Origin of the sequence: Cupriavidus lacunae (assembly GCF_003353055.1) — a bacterium.
In the GTDB taxonomy this organism is placed as follows: domain Bacteria; phylum Pseudomonadota; class Gammaproteobacteria; order Burkholderiales; family Burkholderiaceae; genus Cupriavidus; species Cupriavidus lacunae.
In genome coordinates, this window is sequence record NZ_QKWJ01000001.1 from 320,359 (window position 1) to 341,003 (window position 20,645).

Below are 20,645 nucleotides of genomic sequence, written 5' to 3' on the forward strand. Positions count from 1 at the left end.
CTCGCAGCAATGCGAGGCCTTTTTGCTTCCGGAGCGAAAGAACTTATTCGCCCAGGTAGGCCGCCCGCACCTTCGGATCGTCCAGCATCTGCTTGGCGTCCCCGCTCATGGTGATCAGGCCCGACTCCATCACGTAGCCGCGGTGCGCGGCCTGCAGCGCCAGGCGCGCGTTCTGCTCGACCAGCAGCACGGTCACGCCCTGCGCCGAGATGTCGCGCACGACCTCGAAGATCTTCTCGACCATGATCGGCGACAGGCCCATGGAGGGCTCGTCCAGCAGCAGCACCTTGGGCTGGCTCATCAGCGCGCGCGCCATCGCCAGCATCTGCTGCTCGCCCCCGGACATGGTGCCCGCCAGCTGGTTGGCACGCTCCTTCAGGCGCGGGAAGATGCCGAACATGCGCTCGACATCGGCCTTGATGCCGGCTTCATCGTTGCGCGTGTAGGCCCCCATCTGCAGGTTCTCGGTGATGGTCATGCGCGCGAACACGCCGCGGCCTTCCGGCACCATCGCCATGCCCTGCTTGAGCAGCGCGTAGCTGGGCACGCCCTTGATCGACTTGCCCATGTATTCCACGTCGCCGCCGGCCCAGCCCTGCAGGCCGGTGATGGCCTTCATGGTGGTGGTCTTGCCGGCGCCGTTGGCGCCGATCAGCGTCACCAGCTCGCCATCCTTGATATCGAGGTCGATGCCCTTGACGGCCTGGATGCCGCCGTAGGCAACCTTCAGGCCCGAGATCTTCAGTACAGTCTGTGTCATTGCTTGTCCTCCGGCCATCAGTGTGCCGATGCGCCGAGGTAGGCCTCGATCACCGCGGGGTTGTTCTGCACGTCTTGTGGCAGGCCCTGGGCAATCACCTTGCCGTAATCCAGCACCGTCATGCGGTTGCACAGGCCCATCACCAGCTTCACGTCGTGCTCGATCAGCAGGATGGTCTTGCCATCATTGCGGATCTTGTCGAGCAGGCCGCGCAGCTCGACCTTCTCGGTCGCGTTCATGCCCGCGGCCGGTTCGTCCAGCGCCAGCAGCTTGGGCTCGGTCGCCAGCGCGCGGGCGATCTCCAGCCGGCGCTGGTGGCCGTACGACAGGTTGCGCGAGGTGAAGTTGGCGTACTTGCCGATGCCGACGTAGTCGAGCAGGTCATGCGCGCGGTCCTCCACATCCGCTTCTTCCCGGCGCACCGAAGGCGGCCGGAACACCGCACCGAGCAGGCCTGCCTTGGTCCGCACGTGCCGGCCCACCATCACGTTCTCGAGCGCGGTCATGTCGTTGAACAGGCGAATATTCTGGAAGGTACGGGCGATGCCGGCCTTGGCCACTTCGTGCACGGCGGTCGGCTGGTAGGGCTTGCCGCCCAGCACGAACTCACCGGAATCGGGCGTGTACAGGCCTGTGATCACGTTGAAGAACGTCGTCTTGCCGGCCCCGTTGGGGCCGATCAGGCCATAGATCTCGCCCGGATTGATCTGCAGGCCCACGTCGGACAGCGCCTGCAGGCCGCCGAAACGCTTGTTGACCCCCTGTACCGACAGGAGGAAATTGTTGTTGCTCATGTTATCCCCCTGATCAGAAACGGCCCACACTGCCCGCCCGGCGCACCACCGGACGGTCTTCCTTGCGCGGCGACGGCCAGATGCCCGCCGGGCGATACAGCATGACGCCCACCAGGGCCAGGCCGAACAGCAACTGGCGCAGCACTTCGGCATCGACGATCACGTGGCCGAACAGGCCAGTCTGCATCGGCTCGGCCACCACGCGCAGCAGTTCCTGGAAGCCCACCAGCAGGATGCCGCCGAGGATCACGCCAGGGATGTGTCCCATGCCACCCAACACCACGATGGCCAGCACATAGATGGACTCCCACAGCACGAACGATTCAGGCGACACAAAGCCCTGGAAGGCACCGAACACTGCACCGGAAGCGCCACCGAACGAGGCACCCATGGCAAAGGCCAGCAGCTTGATGTTGCGAGTGTTGATGCCCATTGCCTTGGCGGCGATCTCATCCTCGCGGATCGCGACAAAGGCGCGGCCGATACGCGAGTTCTGCAGCCGCAGGCAGATGAACACGATCACGATGACCAGGAACACCAGCAGGTAGTAGTACATGAACACCGGCGTGAACTTGAGGCCGAAGATCTCGTGGGACTTCGAGAAGTCGAAGCCAAAGATATGGACCGGGTCCACCGCCGTGACCCCCTTCGGCCCGTTGGTGATGTTCAACGGGCGGTCGAGGTTGTTCATGAAGATGCGGATAATCTCGCCGAAGCCCAGGGTCACGATAGCGAGATAGTCGCCGCGCAGCTTGAGCGTCGGCGCCCCCAGCAGCACGCCGAAGGTGGCCGCCACCAGGATCGCGATCGGCAACACGAACCACATCGACAGATGCAGGCCGTGGGGGAACAGCTGATGGATCCACTCGAACTGGTTGGACAGGTGGGGCGAGCCCAGCAAGGCCATCAGGTAGGCGCCGACGGCGTAGAACGCGATATAGCCGAGATCGAGCAGGCCGGCGAAGCCCACCACGATATTCAGGCCCAGCGCCAGCATGATGTAGATGAGCGCGAAGTCGAGCACGCGCACCCAGTAGTTGCCGCCCAGCGTCTGCACGATGAACGGCGCGCACAGCGCGACCACCAGGAAGCCCATGAGCGCGGCCAGGGTCTTGGCCGGCACGCGGGAAGGCGCCGCAACCGCCGCCGTGGATGGAATCGGAGTATTCATGGATTCGCTCCTCAAGCGCGTTCGGCCACCCGCTCGCCCATGATGCCGGACGGACGGAACACAAGTACGGTAATCAGCACGATAAAGGCAAAGACGTCCTGGTAGTTCGAGCCGAACACGCCGTTGGTCAGGTCGCCGATATAGCCGGCGCCCAGTGCCTCGATCAGGCCCAGCAGCATGCCGCCGACCATGGCGCCCGCCAGGTTGCCGATGCCGCCCAGCACCGCGGCGGTGAACGCCTTCAGGCCGGGGATGAAACCCATGTAGAAGTGGGCATTGCCGTAGTTGGTGGCCATCATCACGCCTGCCAGCGCGGCCAGCGTGGCGCCGATCATGAAGGTGGCGGAAATGACGAAATTGGGGTTCACGCCCATCAGGCCGGCCACCTTCTGGTTCTCGGCGGTGGCGCGCATGGCGCGGCCGAGCTTGGTGCGGTTGACCAGCGCGAGCAGCCCGGCCATCACCATCACGGCCATGCCGATGATGACCATTTCCTTGCCGGTGATGGTGGCGCCGGTCGAGCCGATGTCGATGGGCTCGGACGGCAGCAGCTGCGGGAAGGTCAGCGGGTTGCGCGACCAGATCAGCATGCCCATCGTCTGCAGGATGATTGAGACCCCGATCGCGGTGATCAGCGGTGCGAGCCGTGGCGCATTGCGCAAGGGCCGGTAGGCGATTCGCTCGATGGAATAGGCCAGTACTGCGCAAACTGGCATGGCGATCAGCGTGGCGATCACCAGCGTCAGCCACTCCGGCAGGCCGGGGGCGTATTTCTGCAGCCCAAGGATCGCTGACAATGCGGTCAGTGCGCCGATCATCAGCACGTCGCCGTGGGCGAAGTTGATGATCCCCAGAATGCCGTAGACCATGGTGTAGCCCAGTGCGATCAGCGCATAAATGCTGCCGAGCACCAGACCGTTCACGATCTGCTGGATAAAGATATCCATGAAAACTCCTGCTTCAGTCCCGGACCTTACGGCATGGTGTGGATGCCGGGGGGACCATGATGTGTGATGGGTAAGGTTGCTGAGGTTGGTTTGCTGGTAAGCGGCCTGCCATGCTCCATCCAGGGTAAGGATGCTTCTACATTAGGCGAGGCTAAAAAGAACGGCACCGCAAAATACTCACGGTGCCGTTCGGATGGGCCGGTAAGCCCTGATTACATCTTCACGACGTCGAGGACGGACTTCTTCTTGTCCTTGTACTCGTACAGCGTGATGGTGCCTTCCTTCATGTCGCCCTTCTCGTCGAAGGCGATGTTGCCGATCACGCCCTTGTAGTTGGTCTTGGGCATTTCGGCCAGGATGGCCGCCGGCTCGGTCGAGTTGGCGCGCTTCATGGCGTCGACGATGACCATCACGGCGTCATACGTGAACGGTGCGTAGATCTGCACCGGGGCGTTGAAACGAGCCTGGTAGCGCTTCTCGAAGTCGGCACCGGTCTCCATCTTCGACAGGGCCAGGCCTGCCTCCGAGCAGATGATGTTCGACACGGCATCGCCGGCCAGTTCAGCCACCTTGTCGGTACAGACGCCGTCGCCGCCGACGATCTTGGCGCCGATGCCAAGTTCCTTGGCCTGCTTGGCGAACGGGCCGCCAGTGGCGTCCATGCCGCCGTACATGATGACGTCAGGCTTCTTGCCCTTGATCTTGGTGAGAATGGCCTTGAAGTCGGTGGCCTTGTCGTTGGTGGCCTCGCGCGCCACCACGTTCACGCCGGCCGCCTTCGCGGTCTTCTCGAACTCGTCGGCCAGGCCCTTGCCGTAGGCGGTGGCGTCGTCGACGATCGCCACGCTCTTGGCATGGAGGGTCTTGCTGGCATAGTTGGCCAGTGCCGGGCCCTGCTGGGCGTCGGTGGCCACCACGCGGTAGGTGGTCTTGAAGCCCTGCTTGGTGTAGTCCGGGTTGGTCGACGACGGCGAGATCTGCACGATGCCGGCATCGCTATAGATCTTGGAGGCCGGGATCGACGTGCCCGAGTTCAGGTGGCCGACCACGGCGACGACCTTGGCGTCGACCAGCTTCTGCGCCACGGAGGTGCCGGTCTTCGGGTCCGCGGCGTCGTCTTCGCCGACCAGTTCCAGCTTGATCTTCTTGCCACCGATTTCCAGGCCGGTCTTGTTGACTTCTTCCACGGCCAGGCGGGCGCCGTTTTCGTTGTCCTTGCCAAGGTGCGCGATACCGCCGGTCAGCGGGGCCGCGTGGCCGATCTTGACGACGACCTCGCCGCCACCCGCTGCGGGAGCCGCAGCCGCCGGCGCCGAAGATGCCGCCTCAGCCGGCTTCTCTTCCTTCTTGCCGCAAGCTGTGACCAGCGCCACTGCGGCCGCGATCGGCAGAATCTTGGCAAACGTGATTTGCATGAGTGATCTCCTAGGATTCACAAAAACAGGGATTTGCAACGCCTCCCGGGGCGTTTCCCTGGACCGCCTTTGTTTAGTTTCAATTTGAAACGCGCGCATTGTATCCCCTTTCTTTGGCGATGCAATACGCGACGCAACATCCTTAACCATTTACCGGTCAAATGAGCTAGGGAATTTCCCCAATGCACAGATTGTGGCAATTCCCACCCACATGACGTGGTCGCCCCACCTACTTACAAGAATCGTGCCTGCGCCGCCCGTAGGGCGCGAATGAGCATCGCCGGCGCCACCTATAATGCTCCTTTATTAATTAGGCGTTTCATTTAATTGCAATGGCGCCAATCTCTAATGTGCAGAATGTAGCGCCGCACCATAATAGGGAAAACCCCAGATCAGGGGATTACCCTGATTTGTCTGACACAAAAGACAGGCATCCATGACTGCACCGTGCGCGTGCATTAATCGGGCGACAAATGATGGCCCGCCAATCCGAAGGCACCAAAAACAAAAGGGCGCCGCATCAAGCGGCGCCCTCTTAATCAGGCAGGACTGAAAGGCGGGCACGCCCGCGCATCCCTCACGCGGCTGCGCTGGTGGGCAGCAGCCCGCGCGGCAGCGGGAAGGCCATGTTCTCCTCGATGCCATCGAGAGGGCGCACCTGGCGCGCACCAAGTTCGCGCAGGCGCTCGACGATCGACTGGGCCAGCGCCTCGGGCGCCGAGGCACCGGCGGTCAGGCCGATGCGGCGCTTGCCGGCGACCCACTCGGCCCGCACCTGCTCGGGCGCATCCACCATATAGGCCGGCACGCCCAGGCGCTCGGCCAGCTCGCGCAGGCGGTTGGAGTTGGAGCTGTTGGGGCTGCCCACCACGATCACCACCTCCACCTGCGGCGCCATGAACTTGACCGCGTCCTGGCGGTTCTGCGTGGCATAGCAGATGTCCTGCTTCTTGGGCTCGCGGATCTGCGGGAAGCGCGCCTTGAGCGCGGCCACGATCTCGCGGGTCTCGTCCACCGACAGCGTGGTCTGGGTGACGTAGGCCAGGTGCGACGGATCGGCGATCTGCAGCCTGCCGACATCGGCGACTGACTCCACCAGCACCATGCCGCTGTTGGCCTGGCCCATGGTGCCTTCGACCTCCGGGTGGCCGCGATGGCCGATCATCACGATCTCGCAGCCCTCCCCGCGCATCTTGCTCACTTCGACGTGCACCTTGGTCACCAGCGGGCAGGTGGCATCGAACACATGCAGCCCGCGCGCGGCGGCGTCCTCGCGCACTTCGCGCGACACGCCATGGGCGCTGAAGATAACGGTGGCTCCGGCCGGCACTTCATCGAGCTCGTGCACGAACACCGCGCCCTTGCGGCGCAGGTCGGCCACCACATAGGCGTTGTGCACGATTTCGTGGCGCACGTAGATGGGCGCGCCGAAGCGCGCGAGCGCACGCTCGACAATCTCGATGGCACGGTCCACGCCGGCGCAGAAGCCGCGCGGCTGGGCCATCAGGATTTCTGCGTCGGGTGCGGGGGTCAGGTCAGACATGCTGCGGTATCAGGACAGGTTCGGCACACATGCTGCGCGCTCAGAGAATGCCGATCAGCTGCACGTCGAACAGGATGATCTGCCCGGCCAGCGGATGGTTGAAGTCGAACAGCGCAGCCGTCTCTCCGATCTCCTTGAGCACGCCCGCGTACTTGCCGCCGCCGGGCGCGTTGAATTCCACCAGGTCGCCCGGGCTGTAGTCCTCTTCGAATGAGCTGTTCTCGCGCAGCGTGGCGAGCGACACCCATTGCAGCAGCTCGGGGTTGCGCGGGCCGAAGGCCTGCTCCGGCGCCAGCCGGTAGGTCATGCGCTCGCCCTCTGGCATGCCGAGCAGCGCTTGTTCCAGCGTCGGCGCGAACTGGCCCTGACCGAGCAGCAGCGTCGCGGGCTTCTCCTCGAACGTGCTGACTACCTCGGTGCCGTTCTCGAGTGCGATGCTGTAGTGCAGGGTCAGGAAAGAGTCTGGCTGGACAGTCTTGCGGCCAGCCGTGCCGCCGTCGGCTTCCGACGCGAAAGTTTGCAAATTCATGGGTGATCAACCAGTCAACAACCCCTATTGTATTCGACTGGACCGTCGCCCGCCGCCCCGCGCTCGGGTGTAACCCTGATCACGGCGTGACTACCCCGGACTTACCCATGACCATTGCCGACTGGCCCTCCTGCGAGCGGCCCCGCGAGAAACTGCTGGAATGCGGCGCCGCCGCCCTCTCCGACGCCGAGCTGCTGGCCGTCCTGCTGCGCGTAGGCACGACCGGCAAAAGTGCCGTGGACCTCGCACGCGAGCTGCTGCACCGTTTTGGCTCGCTGACCGCCCTGCTCGCGGCCGAGGCGCATGCGCTGACCGGCGTCAGGGGCATGGGCGAGACCAAATATGCCCAGCTGCAGGCCATCCCGGAACTGGCGCGGCGCGCGCTGGCAGAGTCGCTGCGGCTGCCCACCGGCTTTGATTCCCCGGAGGCGGTGCGCAACTACCTTCGCCTGACGCTGGCGCCGCTGCCGCACGAGGTCTTCCTGTGTCTGTTCCTGGATCCGCGCAACCGCATGGTGGCCAGCGAAGAGCTGTTCCGCGGCACGTTGACGCGCGCCGCCGTCTACCCGCGCGAGGTGGCGCGCCAGGCGCTGGTGCATAATGCAGCCGGCATCATCGTGGCCCACAACCACCCGCGCGGCACCACCGAGCCGAGCCAGAGCGACCTCCACCTGACCCGCGAGCTGGCGCGCGCGCTCGCCCTGATCGACGTGCGGCTGCTCGACCATTTCATCGTGGCCGGGCAGGAAATCCACTCGCTGGCCGACTGCTGCGACCGCTTGCCGGGGCTGTGACGCCAACGCCACGGCTTGGGCCAGGCAGCAACACCTGCCAACGGCAAAGCACAGCGGGCATTGATTCGGCGAGGGATTCCAGTCTATAATGCCCGTTTTGCTGAAGTCTCAACCGCTGCAGTCCGGGCCCGCGCGCCTTTTGTTGATCTGTTGCGAACATTGTCCACGAATAGAAGATTTAGGAGTGCTTCATGGCACGCGTCTGTCAAGTGACCGGGAAAGCGCCGATGGTCGGCAACAACGTTTCCCACGCAAACAACAAGACCAAGCGCCGTTTTCTGCCCAACCTGCAGAATCGTCGTTTCTTCGTTGAATCCGAAAACCGCTGGGTGAGCCTGCGCGTCTCGAACGCCGGCCTGCGCCTGATCGACAAGAAAGGCATCGACTCCGTGCTCGCCGACCTGCGCGCACGCGGCGAAGTCTAATTAGGAGCACATCATGGCAAGCAAGGGCGGCCGCGACAAAATCAAGCTGGAATCGACCGCAGGTACGGGTCATTTCTACACGACCACGAAGAACAAGCGCACCATGCCGGAAAAGATGGAGATCATGAAGTTCGATCCCGTCGTCCGCAAGCACGTCGCTTACAAGGAAACCAAGATCAAGTAATTGATCCTGGATCCCGCCAGAAAGCCCCGCCATGTCGCGGGGCTTTTTGTTTGTGCGCCCGGATTGGTCGCGCTGGTGCAATAAGCGTCCACCCCAGCCATGGCACTGATGCACGGCATGGCGCGCGGGTGTAGACTTTCCCGTTTCCCCCATCCGCCAAGCGCCCCCGGCGCACTCCGCACCATGAATTTCGACGTCGCCATCGTCGGCAGCGGCCTGGCCGGCCTTACGGTCGCGCTGCAGCTGGCCGACACCCACCGGGTGGCCATCCTCAGCAAGCGCGCCATGACCCAGGGCGCCAGCGACTGGGCACAGGGCGGCATCGCCGCCGTGCTGGATTCCGGCGACAGCCATGACGAGCACACCCAGGACACGCTCGTTGCCGGTGCGGGGCTGTGCGATGAAGAGGCAACGCGCTTCATCGTGGAGCATGGGCGCGAGGCCATCCAGTGGCTGATCGACCGCGGCGTGCCGTTCACGCGCGACGCGCAGGCCGAACTGGGCTTCCACCTGACGCGCGAAGGCGGCCACAGCCGCCGGCGCATCATCCACGCCGCCGACGCCACCGGCCATGCCGTGGTCAGCACGCTGCTGCAGCAGGCAACGCAACATCCGAACATCACCATCCTGGAAGACCACTTCGCGATCGACCTGATCACCTCGCGCAAGCTGGGTCTGCCGGGCAACCGCTCCTATGGTCTGTACGTGCTGGATGACAGCACCGGCGCGGTGCGCACCCTCACCGCCACGCACACCGTGCTGGCCGCCGGCGGCGCGGGCAAGGTCTACCTGTACACCACCAACCCCGACACGGCCACCGGCGACGGCATCGCCATGGCCTGGCGCGCGGGCTGCCGGGTGTCGAACATGGAATTCATCCAGTTCCACCCGACCTGCCTGTACCACCCCTATGCCAAGTCCTTCCTGATCTCCGAAGCGGTGCGCGGCGAAGGCGGCCTGCTCAAGCTGCCCGACGGCACCCGCTTCATGCCCGAACACGATGAGCGCGCCGAACTGGCCCCGCGCGACGTGGTCGCGCGCGCGATCGACTTCGAGATGAAGAAGCGCGGCCTGGACTGCGTCTACCTGGACATCAGCCACCAGCCCGAGTCCTTCCTGAAGGAACACTTCCCGACCATCCACGCGCGCTGCCTGGAGCTCGGCATCGACATCACGCGCGAGCCGATCCCCGTAGTGCCGGCCGCCCATTACACCTGCGGCGGCGTGGTGACCGACACCTCGGGACGCACCGACATCGGCAACCTGTATGCCGTGGGCGAAACCGCCTGCACCGGCCTGCACGGCGCCAACCGGCTGGCCTCCAATTCGCTGCTCGAATGCATGGTGATCGGCCGCGCCGCGGCCGTGGACATCGCCTCCAAGGACAAGGCCGGCCTGCCGGACATCACCCTGCCCGCCTGGGACGAAAGCCGTGTGTCCGATGCCGACGAGGAAGTGGTGGTGTCGCACAACTGGGACGAACTGCGCCGCATGATGTGGAACTACGTCGGCATCGTGCGCACCAGCAAGCGGCTGGAGCGCGCCCAGCACCGCATCGGCCTGCTGCGCGAGGAGATCGCCGAGTACTACGCCAACTTCCGCGTCACCAGCGACCTGCTGGAACTGCGCAACCTGGTCGAAGTGGCCTCGCTGATCGTGGACAGCGCCTACTCGCGCCATGAAAGCCGGGGCCTGCATTTCAGCCGCGACTATCCGGATGCGCTGCCCAAGGCGCTGCCGACTGTGATGCAGCCGCCGGCCGCAACGAAGCGTTGACGGCTGGCCAGGCAAAGAAAAACGGGGTGGCGCCGCAAGGCCCCACCCCGTTTTTCTGGTATCGCGCGAAGCGTCAGCCGATGATCCGCAGCGAATAGTCAGTCGCCCGCACGTCCTTGGTCAGCGCACCGACCGAGATCCGGTCCACGCCGGTCTCGGCAAAGGTGCGGATGGTATCGGCATTGACGCCGCCCGACACCTCCAGCAGGGCCCTGCCCTGGTTGAGCCTGACCGCGTCCTGCATCATCGGCACGGTGAAGTTGTCGATCAGCACGGACGTGGCGCCGGCCGCCAGCGCTTCTTCCAGCTCGGGCAGCGTTTCCACCTCGATCTGCACCGATGCCTGGGTGTCCAGCGCCAGCGCCGCCTGCATGGCAGCGGTGATGCTGCCGGCCGCGGCGATATGGTTTTCCTTGATCAGGATGCCGTCGTACAGCGCCAGGCGCTGGTTCTCGCCGCCGCCGATGCGCACCGCATACTTCTGCGCCAGGCGCAGGCCCGGCAGCGTCTTGCGCGTATCCAGCACGCGCGCGCGGGTGCCGGCGATCAGGTCGGCATAGCGGCGCGTGGCGGTGGCCACGCCCGACAGCAGTTGCAGGAAGTTTAACGACGGGCGCTCGGCTGTCAGCAGCGAGCGCGCCGGGCCGGTGATCTCGCAAACCACCGAGTCCGGTGCCATGCGCGCGCCTTCGTGCTGCAGCCAGTGCACTTCCAGCGCCGGATCGACCGCGCGCATGCAGGCATCGAACCACGGCTGGCCGCACAGCACCGCGGACTCGCGCACGATCACGCGCGCGCGCGCCGCCTTGGCCGCAGGCACCAGCAGCCCGGTCAGGTCGCCGCTGCCGACATCCTCGGCGATGGCGGCCTGCACATTGGCTTGCAGCGCGGCCTGCAGCGCCGGGCCGTAACTATCGAAAACAGGATTCACGCTCATGCCGGGCCGATCCCCTGGAACAGCGCTTGTTCCCTGGCCAGGTCGGCCGACGGACGCACATTGCGCTTCTGCGCGGCTGCGAAGTCCAGCATGCGGTCGATGCAGGTCACCGCCTGGCGCCCGATCACCGGGTCGACATGGATCTCGTTGCGGCCCGTTTCCAGCACCTCGGCCAGGTTGGTGAGCGCGTTCATGGCCATCCACGGGCAGTGCGCGCAGCTCTTGCAGGTGGCGCTGTTCCCAGCGGTGGGCGCTTCAATGAAATGCTTGCCGGGCGCCGCCATGCGCATCTTGTGCAGGATGCCGTTGTCGGTGGCGACGATGAATTCGGTCGCGTCCAGCTTCTGGGCGGCCTCGATCAGCTGCGAGGTGGAGCCGACCACGTCGGCCTGCGCCACCACGTTCTCCGGCGACTCCGGGTGCACCAGGATCTTGGCGTTGGGGAATTCCCGGCGCAGCAGGTCCAGCTCGATGCCCTTGAACTCGTCGTGCACCAGGCACGAGCCCTGCCACAGCAGCATGTCGGCACCGGTCTGCTTCTGGATATAGCCGCCCAGGTGCTTGTCCGGTGCCCACAGGATCTTCTTGCCCTGCGCATGCAGGTGCTCGACGATCTTCAGGCCAATGCTGGAGGTCACCATCCAGTCCGCGCGCGCCTTCACCGCGGCGCTGGTGTTGGCGTAGACCACCACGGTACGGTCCGGGTGCGCGTCGCAGAAGGCGGCGAACTCGTCGGCCGGGCAACCCAGGTCCAGCGAGCAGGTCGCGTCCAGGTCCGGCATCAGCACGGTCTTCTCGGGGCTCAGGATCTTGGCGGTCTCACCCATGAAGCGCACGCCCGCCACCACCAGGGTCTGGGCCTCATGGTCGCGGCCGAAGCGGGCCATTTCCAGCGAGTCAGAGACGCAGCCGCCGGTTTCCTCGGCCAGGTCCTGCAGGTCGGCGTCGACGTAATAGTGCGCCACCAGCACCGCGTTGCGCTCCTTGAGCAGGCGGCGGATACGCGCCTTCAGCGACTGGCGCTCATCGGGCGTCAGCACCGGCGGCACCTTGGCCCAGGCATGGGCCACGCAGCTGCCGCCAGTGGCGTTTTCGGCATTCGCCAGGTTCGGCTTTTCGAACTCGACGGTCTTGATCGATTGTGGGGTCATCTCCGGTACTCCTCTAGACCTGCGCCAGCAAGGATGCGGCCCGGCCAGAATATTGGGGAGTTTATCTAAAACAAAAGCCCCGCCATGGGCGGGGCTTTGTCAAACCATACGGCGCGGCCGAATTGTATCAGGCGTAGCGGCGCAGGCGCAGCGAGAAATCGTGCAGCGCCTGGATGCCACTGGCCTCGGCACGATGGCACCAGGCCTGCAGCTGCTGCAGCAACTGCTCGCGCGTCAGGTTGGAACGGCCCCAGATGGCGGCCAGTTCACGGCGCATTTCCACGAAGGTCTGCAGCGCCTTGTTCTGCTCGACGATGCTGGCCAGCTGTTCGCGCTGCGGCGCGGCCAGCTTGGTTTCCTCGCGGTGGATCCACTTGCTGGCGGGCTTGAAGCTGCGGTACTCGGCCACGCGGCCTTCCTTGAGCCTTTCCAGTTCCTGGCGGAACGCGCCCTTGACAGCCTTGGCGTAGCGCGCCATCACGTCATAGCGGTTGGCGATAATGGCTTCCAGCGTGTTTTCATCGACCGGACGGGCTTCCACCAGGCGCGCCTTGGGCGGGGTCTTCTTGACCTTGGCCAGGCCGACTGCCTGCATCGCGCGGATATAGCCCCAGCCCACATCGAACTCATACCACTTGATCGAGAACTTGGCCGAGGTCGGGTAGGTGTGGTGGTTGTTGTGCAGCTCTTCGCCACCGATGATCAGGCCCCACGGCGACACGTTGGTCGAGGCGTCCTCGCAATCGTAGTTGCGATAACCCCACCAGTGGCCCAGGCCATTGATGACGCCGGCGGCATGGATCGGGATCCACAGCATCTGCACGGCCCACACGGTCATGCCGATCACGCCGAACAGCGCCAGGTCGATGATCAGCATCAGGCCCACGCCCTGCCAGCCGAAGCGCGAATACACATTGCGCTCGATCCAGTCATTGGGGCAGCCATGGCCGAACTTGGCAACGGTTTCCTTGTTCTTGGCTTCGGCCCGATACAGCTCAGCGCCCTCCAGCAGCACCTTGCGGATGCCGCGGGTCTGCGGGCTGTGCGGATCGTCTTCGGTTTCGCACTTGGCGTGGTGCTTGCGGTGGATGGCGGTCCACTCGCGGGTGACCATGCCGGTGGTCAGCCACAGCCAGAAGCGGAAGAAATGCTGCGCGATGGGGTGCAGATCCAGCGACCGGTGCGCCATGCAGCGGTGCAGGAAGATGGTGACGCCGGCGATCGTGATATGCGTCACCACGAGCGTGTAGATGACGATCTCCCACCAGGTCCAGTTGGCAAGGCCGTTGGCGGCCCAGTCAAGAATAGTGTCGAACAAACTGTTCTCCGTCGGTTAAACAGGGACTTTCCCGTGCAGGCCAGCGGGGCCGGTGCACGCAACGCGCAGAAAAAAGGCTGCGAACCCAAGTGATTGCGGTAGCTTTCTGGCGCCTGCCACGGGACCCGAAGTCATTCCGGGCTCCCAGGCACACGAGTCTCGCGCCGGCGCTGGAATGGCGCAGGGCTGGCGGGACAAGGTACGAGCCGCTGCAATCTGGCGGCTGTCTGATGTGGGAGTGTGCGCCTGCAACCTTGGCTGCAACCCACGACAACCCGGCATTCTACCGGATCGCGGGACGCGCAAGCATACGCTATTTCCCGGATTTTGACGGCACGCAACGGTTTTCGTTCCACGGGTGGCGCATGCTGCGCCTACCCGCGGGCCTGTGCTGACTTATGCCGCACTCGCCGCATTCGCGGCATCCGCTACTGCGTTAGATGGGGGCAGATCGGTGCCGGGCAAGGGTGCTTCGCCCAGCACGCGGACTTCGCGCTGCGGATAGGGAATGGAAATGCCATGCTCGCGCATCGTGCGCCAGATTGCGCGGTTCATCGCGGACTGCACGCCCAGCTTGCCGTTCTGCGGATCGGCAATGTTGACCGCCACCTCGTACTCGATGCCGCTGTCGGCAAACAGCACCAGGAACGCGGCCGGCGCGGGCTCGGGCAGCACACGCGGCAGGTCGCGCACGCAGGCGGCCAGCAATGCGATCACCGTTTCCGGGTCGGCATTGTAGTCAGCCTGCACGCGTGTCGCCACGCGCACATTGGTGTTCGAGAACGAATGGTTCTGCACCGGCTGCGCCACCAGCTGCTCGTTCGGCACCAGGGTTTCGCCGTCGCCGTTGCGCACCACGGTATAGCGGGTGCGGATCTGCGACACGATGCCGGTGTACTTGTCCACCGTGATCTGGTCGCCGAGCTTGACCGAGCGGTCCAGCAGGATGATGAAGCCGGAGATGTAGTTGCTGGCGATCTTCTGCAAACCCAGGCCCAGACCCACGCCCAGCGCGCCGCCGAACACCGACAGCACGGTCAGGTCGATCCCCACCAGCGACAGGCTCAGCAGCAGCGACACCAGCAGCAGCAGAGCCTTGGAAATCCGCGTCAGCACCACCTTCAGATTGCCATCGAGGCTGGTCGAGCGCATCAGCCGCTCTTCCAGCCAGGAGCCGAACCACAGCGCCACCAGCACCGTCAGCAGGATCCAGACCACCGCCATCAGGGTATCGGCCATGCTGATCTTCTGCTTGCCGCCGATGGAGAAGGTCACGCCCTCCATCCACGCCACCACGTCGCTCAGCACGCCCAGCACGTACAGCGCCATGCCGACCCACACCAGCGTGGTCAGCACCTTCTCCACCAGCAGCAGCATGCCGTGCAGCTGGCCGCTGCCCGACATCACCCGGCGCAGCACATAGAACGTGAAATTCAGGGCGGTGATGCCAAACAGCGGCACCAGCGCCAGCCGCAGCACGCTGATCGGGATCAGCGGCGCCAGCGCGAAGCGGGCGATCAGCACCAGCACCCAGCCGGCCAGCGGGAACATGGCGCGCTCAAGACTGGCGGCGGCAAAGCGCACGGAAAAGCTCGAGCTTTCATAGCGCGCTTCCAGCCGCCGCACCACGAAGCGTGCCAGGGGCCACGCCACCAGCAGGCAGCCGGCCAGCACCAGCAGCTGCCAGAAGAAGCCCGGCCCGCCTGCATCGCGGATCAGGTCGTCCAGCATCTTGCCGAACATCGAATGGGAGGCTTTCAGGTCCTTCAGGCCGCCCAGGTCGGACAGGGTTTCACCGTTCATGGTGCAGACTCAGGGTTGGCGCGGCCGCCCGCGCGCACGGCGGGCGGCCCGGCAGGCAACAGCGCTCAGCTCGTGCGTTCCAGCACCGCGGCAAAGAAGCCGTCGGTCTGGTGCAGGTGCGGATACAGGGCAAACATGCCGTTGTCCGACAGCCCGGCCACTTCGATCTTCTGCTCGCCCAGCACTTCGGCGGCCGGCACCAGGCGGAAGTTGGGATGCGAGGCCAGGAAATCGCGCACGATCTGCTCGTTTTCGGCTTCCAGCACGCTGCAGGTCGCGTAGACCACGCGGCCGCCGCCCTTCACCAGCCGCGCGGCGGAGTCCAGGATCGCGCTCTGCTTGGCGGTCAGTTCCAGCACCGACTCCGGCGATTGCCGCCACTTCAGGTCGGGGTTGCGGCGCAGCGTGCCCAGCCCGCTGCACGGCGCGTCGACCAGCACACGGTCGGCCTTGCCGGCCAGGCGCTTGATCTTGGCATCGCGCTCGGAATCGATCAGCACCGGATGGACGTTGGACAGGCCGCTGCGCGCCAGGCGCGGCTTCAGGTTGGCCAGGCGCTTTTCCGATACGTCGAAGGCATAGAGCCGGCCGGTCGAGCGCATCGCCGCGCCCAGCGCCAGGGTCTTGCCGCCCGCGCCGGCGCAGAAGTCGACCACCATTTCGCCGCGCTTGGGCGCCACCAGGTTGCACAGCAACTGGCTGCCTTCGTCCTGCACCTCGACCAGGCCGTTGACGAAGATCGGCAGCTGGTTCAGCGCCGGCTTGCCGGCCATGCGGATGCCGGCCGGCGCCATCGGCGTGGGCTCGGCGCCCAGGCCAGCGGCCTGCAGCTCGGCCAGCGCGGCCTCGCGGCTGGTCTTGGCCAGGTTGACGCGCAGGTCCAGCGGCGCCGGGCGCAGCCAGGCATCGCCCAGCGCCGCGGCAAAGGCGTCGCCATGCTGGCGCACCAGTTCGTCGTACAGCCACTCGGGCAGGTTGGCGCGCACGCGCGGCGCCAGGCTGGAGCGCTCGATCGTAGTCAGGCGGTCCAGCCACTCGGCTTCTTCGGGATGCAGGAACGGCGTCAGCGTGTCGCGGCCCAGCGTCGCGGCCAGGCCCAGCAGCGCGAGGCGGCGCGAGGTCGCGCCCGTGCCGCTTTCGGCAAACTGGGCAAACTCGACGCGCCGGCGCAGCACCGCGTAGATCGCCTCGGCGATGATGCCGCGCTCGCGGTGGCCAAGCTTGGCGTTCTCGCGGAAGTAATAGCTGACCACGGCATCGGCCGGGCGCGCGAACAGCATGACCTTGCCCAGCAGGCGGTCGATATGCTGGATATGGGCGGCATGCAGCCCGCCGTGCGAACGCACCTGGGTGCCGTCGGCATTGGGCGACCTGCGGATGGGGCTGCCCTTGCCCTTGCTGCGCGCGGGGGCGCGGCTCTCGCTGCGCGGGGATCGGGTTCCTGCCTGGGTACGGCTCATGCCTTGACTCCTCCCGCCGGGGTATCGGCGGAGATGGCCATCAGCAATTGCGGTTCGGCCGGGTTGATAACGTTGACTACGCCGTCCTGCAGTTGCAGGCGGTCCTCGACGAACCATTGCACGGCGCGGGGATAGATCACGTGCTCGCATTCGAGCAGGCGCGTGGCCAGGCTCTCGGGCGTGTCCGTGGGCCGCACGTCGAGTGCAGCCTGGATCACGATCGGACCATGATCCAGTTCAGGGGTCACGAAGTGCACGGTGGCGCCATGCAGCTTGACGCCAGCGTCCAGCGCCTGCTTGTGGGTGTTCAGGCCCGGGAAGCACGGCAGCAGCGACGGATGGATATTCAGCAGCCGGCCCGCATAGCGGTCGACGAAGCCGGGCGTGAGTATACGCATGAAACCGGCCAGCACCACCAGATCGGGTGCGTAGGCGTCGATGGCCTCGGCCAGCGCCGCATCAAAGGAGGCCCGGTCAGGGTGCTGGCGATGGTCGACCACGCCGGTTTCAATGCCTTGCTGCTGTGCAAACCGCAGTCCGGCGGCATCGGGCCGGTTCGACAGAACCGCCGCCACGCGGGCGGGCCAGCCACCGCCTGCGCAGGCACGGACGATGGCTTCCATGTTGGAGCCCCGCCCGGAAATCAGGATGACAATTTTTTTCATCGCGCAATTCTACCAAGGCAAGGCGCTAAACTCCGGTAAAGCCAACCCATTACGTGCTTAATTCACTAGATTCGGACAGACGCGAAAGCTCTTGCCTGTGGTAGCGAAGCCCTATAACCCGATTGGTGGATTGTGACGCTTCGCCCCCTCTGCTAGAGTGGGCCCTACGTCCACGCGCCATTCCTGTGCATGACACGGGGCTCTCCGGAGCTGGTGACAACAAGGACGAAACGGGAAATTGAACGGGAATTCGCATGTCGAACGCTGCACCGACGTTGTTGGTGGTCGATGATCATCCTATGGCCTTGTCAGGGACCACGGCCTTCCTGGCCGAAGTCATGCCGGATGTGGCAGTCCATGCCGCCGGCAGTGCCCGCGAAGCCCTGGCCAGCCTGCAGCAGGGTCTGCGCCCCGATATCGTGCTGCTGGATATCTGGCTGAACGATGGCACCGGCTTCGATGCCATGCAGTCGTTCAAGACCGTCATCCCGGGCGCACGCTTTATCTTCATGTCCGCCGAGGCCACGCCTGAAATCGTCGGCCGCGCCCGCGCGCTGTCGGCCTGCGGCTTCGTCGGCAAGCACCTCGATGCCAACGCCTTCACTGCCGCGGTGCGCAAGGTGCTGGCGGGCGACACCTCCTTCCCCACCGATGAAGCCCTGAACGGGCACGCGCAGTCGTTCGGCCCGGCCCACGGCATTCCGGTCACGCCTGCCGAACTCGGCCTGACGCCGCGCCAGGGCTCGGTGCTGGCGCTGGTGCTCGAAGGCCTGCCGAACAAGGTGATCGCGCGCCGGCTGGGGCTGACTGAGAACACCGTCAAGGAACACGTGTCGGCCATCCTGCAGCGCCTGGGCGTGCGCACCCGCATGCAGGTCATGTCCCGGATGGAACGGTTCCGGCTGCGCCAGTAAGGCCAGCCGCCGCCCCCTTCCTGCTGCCCTGCCTACCTCAGGCCGGCCGCAGCCAGCGCCGCAGCAGCATCCGCAGCGAGGCCGGGTCCACCGGCTTGGGCAGCACGAAATACCCCGCCTCTTCCGCCGCCGCCAGCGCGGCCGACTTCAGGTCGCCGGTCAGCAGCGCGCTGCGCGCCTGCGGCTGCGTGTTTTGCCAGCGCTCGAGCAGGTCCAGGCCGTTCTCGCTGCCGGGCAGGCGCAGGTCGCAGAAAATGATGTCCGGGCGCAGGCCCTTGGCGAACAGCTGGTCGGCCTCGGCGCCGTGGGCGGCGCAGGCCACGCGGATGCCCCAGGCCTCCATCAGCGCGATCCAGGCCTTGCGGATCTGGCTGTCGTCGTCGACCACCAGCACGGTGCCCTGCAGGCGGTCGGGCCTGGCCTCCTCGGCCTGCGCCATGGCGCGCATCTCGCGCACGCTGGCCACGGTCTCGGCCGGCACCGGCGACAGCGCGAACCAGAACACCGAACCCTTGCCCGGCACCGAGCGCACGCCGTAGGTGCCGCGCATCAGCCGCACGCATTCCTTGAAGATCGCCAGCCCCAGGCCCAGGCCCTGCGACGGGTCGCGCTGCGGGTTGTGGACCTGGTAGTACGGCGAGAAGATGTCCGGCAGGTGCTCGGGCGTGACGCCGGCGCCGGTGTCCCAGACTTCCAGCCGCACGTTCTTGCGGCGCTGACGCGCGGTCACCAGCACGCCGCCGCGCTGGGTGTAGCGCAGCGCGTTCTGCACCAGGTTGAACAGGGCCCGGCGCAGCAGCACGGGCTCGGCCATCGCGTACAGCTCGTCGGGCACGCGCGGCGTCAGGGTCAGCCCGCTTTCGCGCGCGTCGGCGGCAAACTGGCTCATCACGTCGCGGATCAGCGCACCCAGCTCGCACGGCTCCAGCGTCGGCAAGACCTTGCGCCCTTCCAGCTTGGACAGGTCCAGCAGCGAGCGGAACAACAGGTCGATGGTCTGGGTGCCCGCTGCCACCTGCTCCACCAGCGGATGCAGCGCCGTCGACTGGTTGCGCGCGCGCAGCGCCTCCACCAGCATCACCAGCGCATGCACCGGCTGGCGCAGGTCGTGGCTGGCGGCGGCCAGGAAGCGCGACTTCTCCTCGCTGGCATGCAGCGCGCGCTCCTTTTCGTGCTGGAACTGCTTGGCCAGGCGCCGGCTGTCGCCCTCCAGCTGGATTGCGCGCACCAGCGTGACCTGCAGGGTGAAGGCGTGGCGCGACAACATCAGCGCATAGATCGCCAGCAGCACCTGGACATAGACGCCATGGCCGGGGAAGGCGAATTCCGCCATCAGGATATTGGGCACCAGGATCGGCACGCCGGCATAGACCAGGTTCGACGGCACCGGCGCCTGCGAAACCGCGCCGCCGGCCAGCACCCCCAGGGTCAGCAGGTACAGCACGCTGGAGAACACCGCCGAGCCTGTATACAGATGCAGCAGCGCCGAGCTGCCCCAGGTCATGCCGGTCAGGAAGGCGACCGCGCGCATATTGTTCCACCACTTGCGCGTGTGCGCGGAACGGCTCATCGAGGCATGGTCGCGCTGGTAGCCCACGTAGAACCACAGGCCGCCGACCGTCAGCAGCAGCATCACCGCGCACCAGCCGAGCAACGCCGAGTGGCTCACGTCGCTCCAGAAGCCGAGGGTGGTCAGCGCGGGCAGCAACACCGAGGCCACGATCGCCGTGGGCGCATTCTTATGCACGATGGCCATCAGCTTGGCGCGCGTTTCGACGTCGAGCTGGGCGGTTGCCTGAGGCAGGACTCGGGGCAGGAGCCGGGAAAAGAACCGGGTTGGCAGCGCTTTCAAGTGAGGGGGCCTGGAATGGGCGGATATCGGGAGCGCCGCGAGTCAGCGCCCGAAATGTGGCCGAAGTGGCCCATATCATGCCGCCTTTTGCGGCATCGCGCCATGGCGCGAGGGCCGGTTGCGGCACAAAAGCCGCAGTGCGGCGCCAGCCTGGGGCGACGGAAGCGGCAACCCGACCCATTCGCCTTATAATGCTCGCTTTAGTGC

The 20,645-nt window shown here is 65.6% G+C and carries 19 protein-coding genes; 5 read left to right on the forward strand and 14 right to left on the reverse strand.

Annotation, left to right across the window (positions count from 1 at the left end):
- Positions 1-43: 43 nt before the first annotated feature.
- From DN412_RS01460 to DN412_RS01490, 7 genes are all read right to left on the reverse strand, one after another.
- The gene (locus DN412_RS01460) at positions 44-760 is read right to left on the reverse strand and encodes an ABC transporter ATP-binding protein (RefSeq protein WP_115012880.1); all 717 of its coding nucleotides are present in this window, start codon (positions 758-760) and stop codon (positions 44-46) included.
- Positions 761-777: 17 nt separating this feature from the next.
- Positions 778-1,554, reverse strand: coding sequence for an ABC transporter ATP-binding protein (locus DN412_RS01465; RefSeq protein WP_115012881.1), 777 nt, complete (start codon positions 1,552-1,554; stop codon positions 778-780).
- Between the two features lie 13 nt (positions 1,555-1,567).
- Positions 1,568-2,725 carry an ABC transporter permease subunit gene (locus DN412_RS01470; protein ID WP_115012882.1) on the reverse strand — a complete coding sequence of 386 codons (1,158 nt, stop codon included), beginning with the start codon at positions 2,723-2,725 and terminating at the stop codon, positions 1,568-1,570.
- Between the two features lie 11 nt (positions 2,726-2,736).
- Positions 2,737-3,672, reverse strand: a complete 936-nt coding sequence (locus tag DN412_RS01475) for a branched-chain amino acid ABC transporter permease (RefSeq protein WP_115012883.1) — start codon at positions 3,670-3,672, stop codon at positions 2,737-2,739.
- 212 nt (positions 3,673-3,884) lie between these two features.
- Positions 3,885-5,087, reverse strand: a complete 1,203-nt coding sequence (locus tag DN412_RS01480) for a branched-chain amino acid ABC transporter substrate-binding protein (RefSeq protein WP_115012884.1) — start codon at positions 5,085-5,087, stop codon at positions 3,885-3,887.
- A 577-nt stretch (positions 5,088-5,664) separates the two neighbouring features.
- Entirely contained in the window at positions 5,665-6,630 is a 966-nt protein-coding gene (ispH, locus tag DN412_RS01485; RefSeq protein WP_115012885.1) for a 4-hydroxy-3-methylbut-2-enyl diphosphate reductase, read from the reverse strand.
- A 40-nt stretch (positions 6,631-6,670) separates the two neighbouring features.
- Positions 6,671-7,159: an FKBP-type peptidyl-prolyl cis-trans isomerase gene (locus tag DN412_RS01490; RefSeq protein WP_078197737.1), complete on the reverse strand. Its 489-nt coding sequence runs from the start codon at positions 7,157-7,159 to the stop codon at positions 6,671-6,673.
- Positions 7,160-7,266: 107 nt separating this feature from the next.
- Between DN412_RS01490 and radC the strand changes: the two genes are divergently transcribed.
- From radC to nadB, 4 genes are all read left to right on the forward strand, one after another.
- The gene (gene radC / locus DN412_RS01495) at positions 7,267-7,953 is read left to right on the forward strand and encodes a RadC family protein (protein WP_115012886.1); all 687 of its coding nucleotides are present in this window, start codon (positions 7,267-7,269) and stop codon (positions 7,951-7,953) included.
- A 191-nt stretch (positions 7,954-8,144) separates the two neighbouring features.
- A complete protein-coding gene (gene rpmB / locus DN412_RS01500; RefSeq protein ID WP_006575661.1) occupies positions 8,145-8,378 on the forward strand; it encodes a 50S ribosomal protein L28 in 234 nt (77 codons plus the stop codon).
- A gap of 13 nt (positions 8,379-8,391) precedes the next feature.
- Complete coding sequence (gene rpmG, locus DN412_RS01505; RefSeq protein ID WP_078197739.1) at positions 8,392-8,562, forward strand: 50S ribosomal protein L33; 171 nt, start codon at positions 8,392-8,394, stop codon at positions 8,560-8,562.
- Between the two features lie 183 nt (positions 8,563-8,745).
- Complete coding sequence (gene nadB / locus DN412_RS01510) at positions 8,746-10,338, forward strand: L-aspartate oxidase (RefSeq protein WP_115012887.1); 1,593 nt, start codon at positions 8,746-8,748, stop codon at positions 10,336-10,338.
- Positions 10,339-10,411: 73 nt separating this feature from the next.
- On the opposite strand, the gene nadC is transcribed toward nadB, so the two are convergent.
- The 6 genes from nadC to purN form a co-directional block, all read right to left on the reverse strand.
- The gene (nadC, locus tag DN412_RS01515) at positions 10,412-11,275 is read right to left on the reverse strand and encodes a carboxylating nicotinate-nucleotide diphosphorylase (protein ID WP_115012888.1); all 864 of its coding nucleotides are present in this window, start codon (positions 11,273-11,275) and stop codon (positions 10,412-10,414) included.
- Positions 11,272-12,426 (reverse strand): quinolinate synthase NadA, encoded by a 1,155-nt coding sequence (nadA, locus tag DN412_RS01520; RefSeq protein WP_115012889.1) that lies wholly within the window; start codon positions 12,424-12,426, stop codon positions 11,272-11,274. Before nadA ends, nadC begins: the two co-directional genes overlap by 4 nt.
- Before the next feature lie 127 nt (positions 12,427-12,553).
- Positions 12,554-13,744: a DesA family fatty acid desaturase gene (locus DN412_RS01525; protein WP_078197743.1), complete on the reverse strand. Its 1,191-nt coding sequence runs from the start codon at positions 13,742-13,744 to the stop codon at positions 12,554-12,556.
- A 396-nt stretch (positions 13,745-14,140) separates the two neighbouring features.
- Positions 14,141-15,547 carry a mechanosensitive ion channel family protein gene (locus DN412_RS01530; protein WP_115012890.1) on the reverse strand — a complete coding sequence of 469 codons (1,407 nt, stop codon included), beginning with the start codon at positions 15,545-15,547 and terminating at the stop codon, positions 14,141-14,143.
- A 65-nt stretch (positions 15,548-15,612) separates the two neighbouring features.
- Positions 15,613-17,007 (reverse strand): RsmB/NOP family class I SAM-dependent RNA methyltransferase, encoded by a 1,395-nt coding sequence (locus DN412_RS01535; RefSeq protein WP_115012891.1) that lies wholly within the window; start codon positions 17,005-17,007, stop codon positions 15,613-15,615.
- Positions 17,004-17,672 carry a phosphoribosylglycinamide formyltransferase gene (gene purN, locus DN412_RS01540; RefSeq protein ID WP_115012892.1) on the reverse strand — a complete coding sequence of 223 codons (669 nt, stop codon included), beginning with the start codon at positions 17,670-17,672 and terminating at the stop codon, positions 17,004-17,006. The genes DN412_RS01535 and purN overlap by 4 nt, the downstream gene beginning before the upstream one ends.
- Positions 17,673-17,926: 254 nt before the next feature.
- Here purN and DN412_RS01545 point away from each other — a divergent pair, with 254 nt between their 5' ends.
- Entirely contained in the window at positions 17,927-18,586 is a 660-nt protein-coding gene (locus DN412_RS01545) for a response regulator (protein ID WP_078197747.1), read from the forward strand.
- A gap of 37 nt (positions 18,587-18,623) precedes the next feature.
- Here the strand turns inward: DN412_RS01545 and DN412_RS01550 are convergent, their stop codons facing one another.
- Complete coding sequence (locus tag DN412_RS01550) at positions 18,624-20,438, reverse strand: hybrid sensor histidine kinase/response regulator (protein ID WP_115012893.1); 1,815 nt, start codon at positions 20,436-20,438, stop codon at positions 18,624-18,626.
- Positions 20,439-20,645: the final 207 nt, after the last annotated feature.

Excerpts from the sequence above, each read along its gene's own strand:
- DN412_RS01460 (WP_115012880.1), bottom strand. The coding sequence starts at position 760 with ATGACACAGACTGTACTGAAGATCTCGGGCCTGAAGGTTGCCTACGGC.
- DN412_RS01470 (WP_115012882.1), bottom strand. The coding sequence starts at position 2,725 with ATGAATACTCCGATTCCATCCACGGCGGCGGTTGCGGCGCCTTCCCGC.
- DN412_RS01480 (WP_115012884.1), bottom strand. The coding sequence starts at position 5,087 with ATGCAAATCACGTTTGCCAAGATTCTGCCGATCGCGGCCGCAGTGGCG.
- DN412_RS01475 (WP_115012883.1), bottom strand. The coding sequence starts at position 3,672 with ATGGATATCTTTATCCAGCAGATCGTGAACGGTCTGGTGCTCGGCAGC.
- nadA (WP_115012889.1), bottom strand. The coding sequence starts at position 12,426 with ATGACCCCACAATCGATCAAGACCGTCGAGTTCGAAAAGCCGAACCTG.
- DN412_RS01465 (WP_115012881.1), bottom strand. The coding sequence starts at position 1,554 with ATGAGCAACAACAATTTCCTCCTGTCGGTACAGGGGGTCAACAAGCGT.
- rpmG (WP_078197739.1), top strand. The coding sequence starts at position 8,392 with ATGGCAAGCAAGGGCGGCCGCGACAAAATCAAGCTGGAATCGACCGCA.
- purN (WP_115012892.1), bottom strand. The coding sequence starts at position 17,672 with ATGAAAAAAATTGTCATCCTGATTTCCGGGCGGGGCTCCAACATGGAA.
- nadC (WP_115012888.1), bottom strand. The coding sequence starts at position 11,275 with ATGAGCGTGAATCCTGTTTTCGATAGTTACGGCCCGGCGCTGCAGGCC.
- nadB (WP_115012887.1), top strand. The coding sequence starts at position 8,746 with ATGAATTTCGACGTCGCCATCGTCGGCAGCGGCCTGGCCGGCCTTACG.
- DN412_RS01530 (WP_115012890.1), bottom strand. The coding sequence starts at position 15,547 with ATGAACGGTGAAACCCTGTCCGACCTGGGCGGCCTGAAGGACCTGAAA.
- radC (WP_115012886.1), top strand. The coding sequence starts at position 7,267 with ATGACCATTGCCGACTGGCCCTCCTGCGAGCGGCCCCGCGAGAAACTG.
- ispH (WP_115012885.1), bottom strand. The coding sequence starts at position 6,630 with ATGTCTGACCTGACCCCCGCACCCGACGCAGAAATCCTGATGGCCCAG.
- rpmB (WP_006575661.1), top strand. The coding sequence starts at position 8,145 with ATGGCACGCGTCTGTCAAGTGACCGGGAAAGCGCCGATGGTCGGCAAC.
- DN412_RS01545 (WP_078197747.1), top strand. The coding sequence starts at position 17,927 with ATGTCGAACGCTGCACCGACGTTGTTGGTGGTCGATGATCATCCTATG.
- DN412_RS01535 (WP_115012891.1), bottom strand. The coding sequence starts at position 17,007 with ATGAGCCGTACCCAGGCAGGAACCCGATCCCCGCGCAGCGAGAGCCGC.
- DN412_RS01490 (WP_078197737.1), bottom strand. The coding sequence starts at position 7,159 with ATGAATTTGCAAACTTTCGCGTCGGAAGCCGACGGCGGCACGGCTGGC.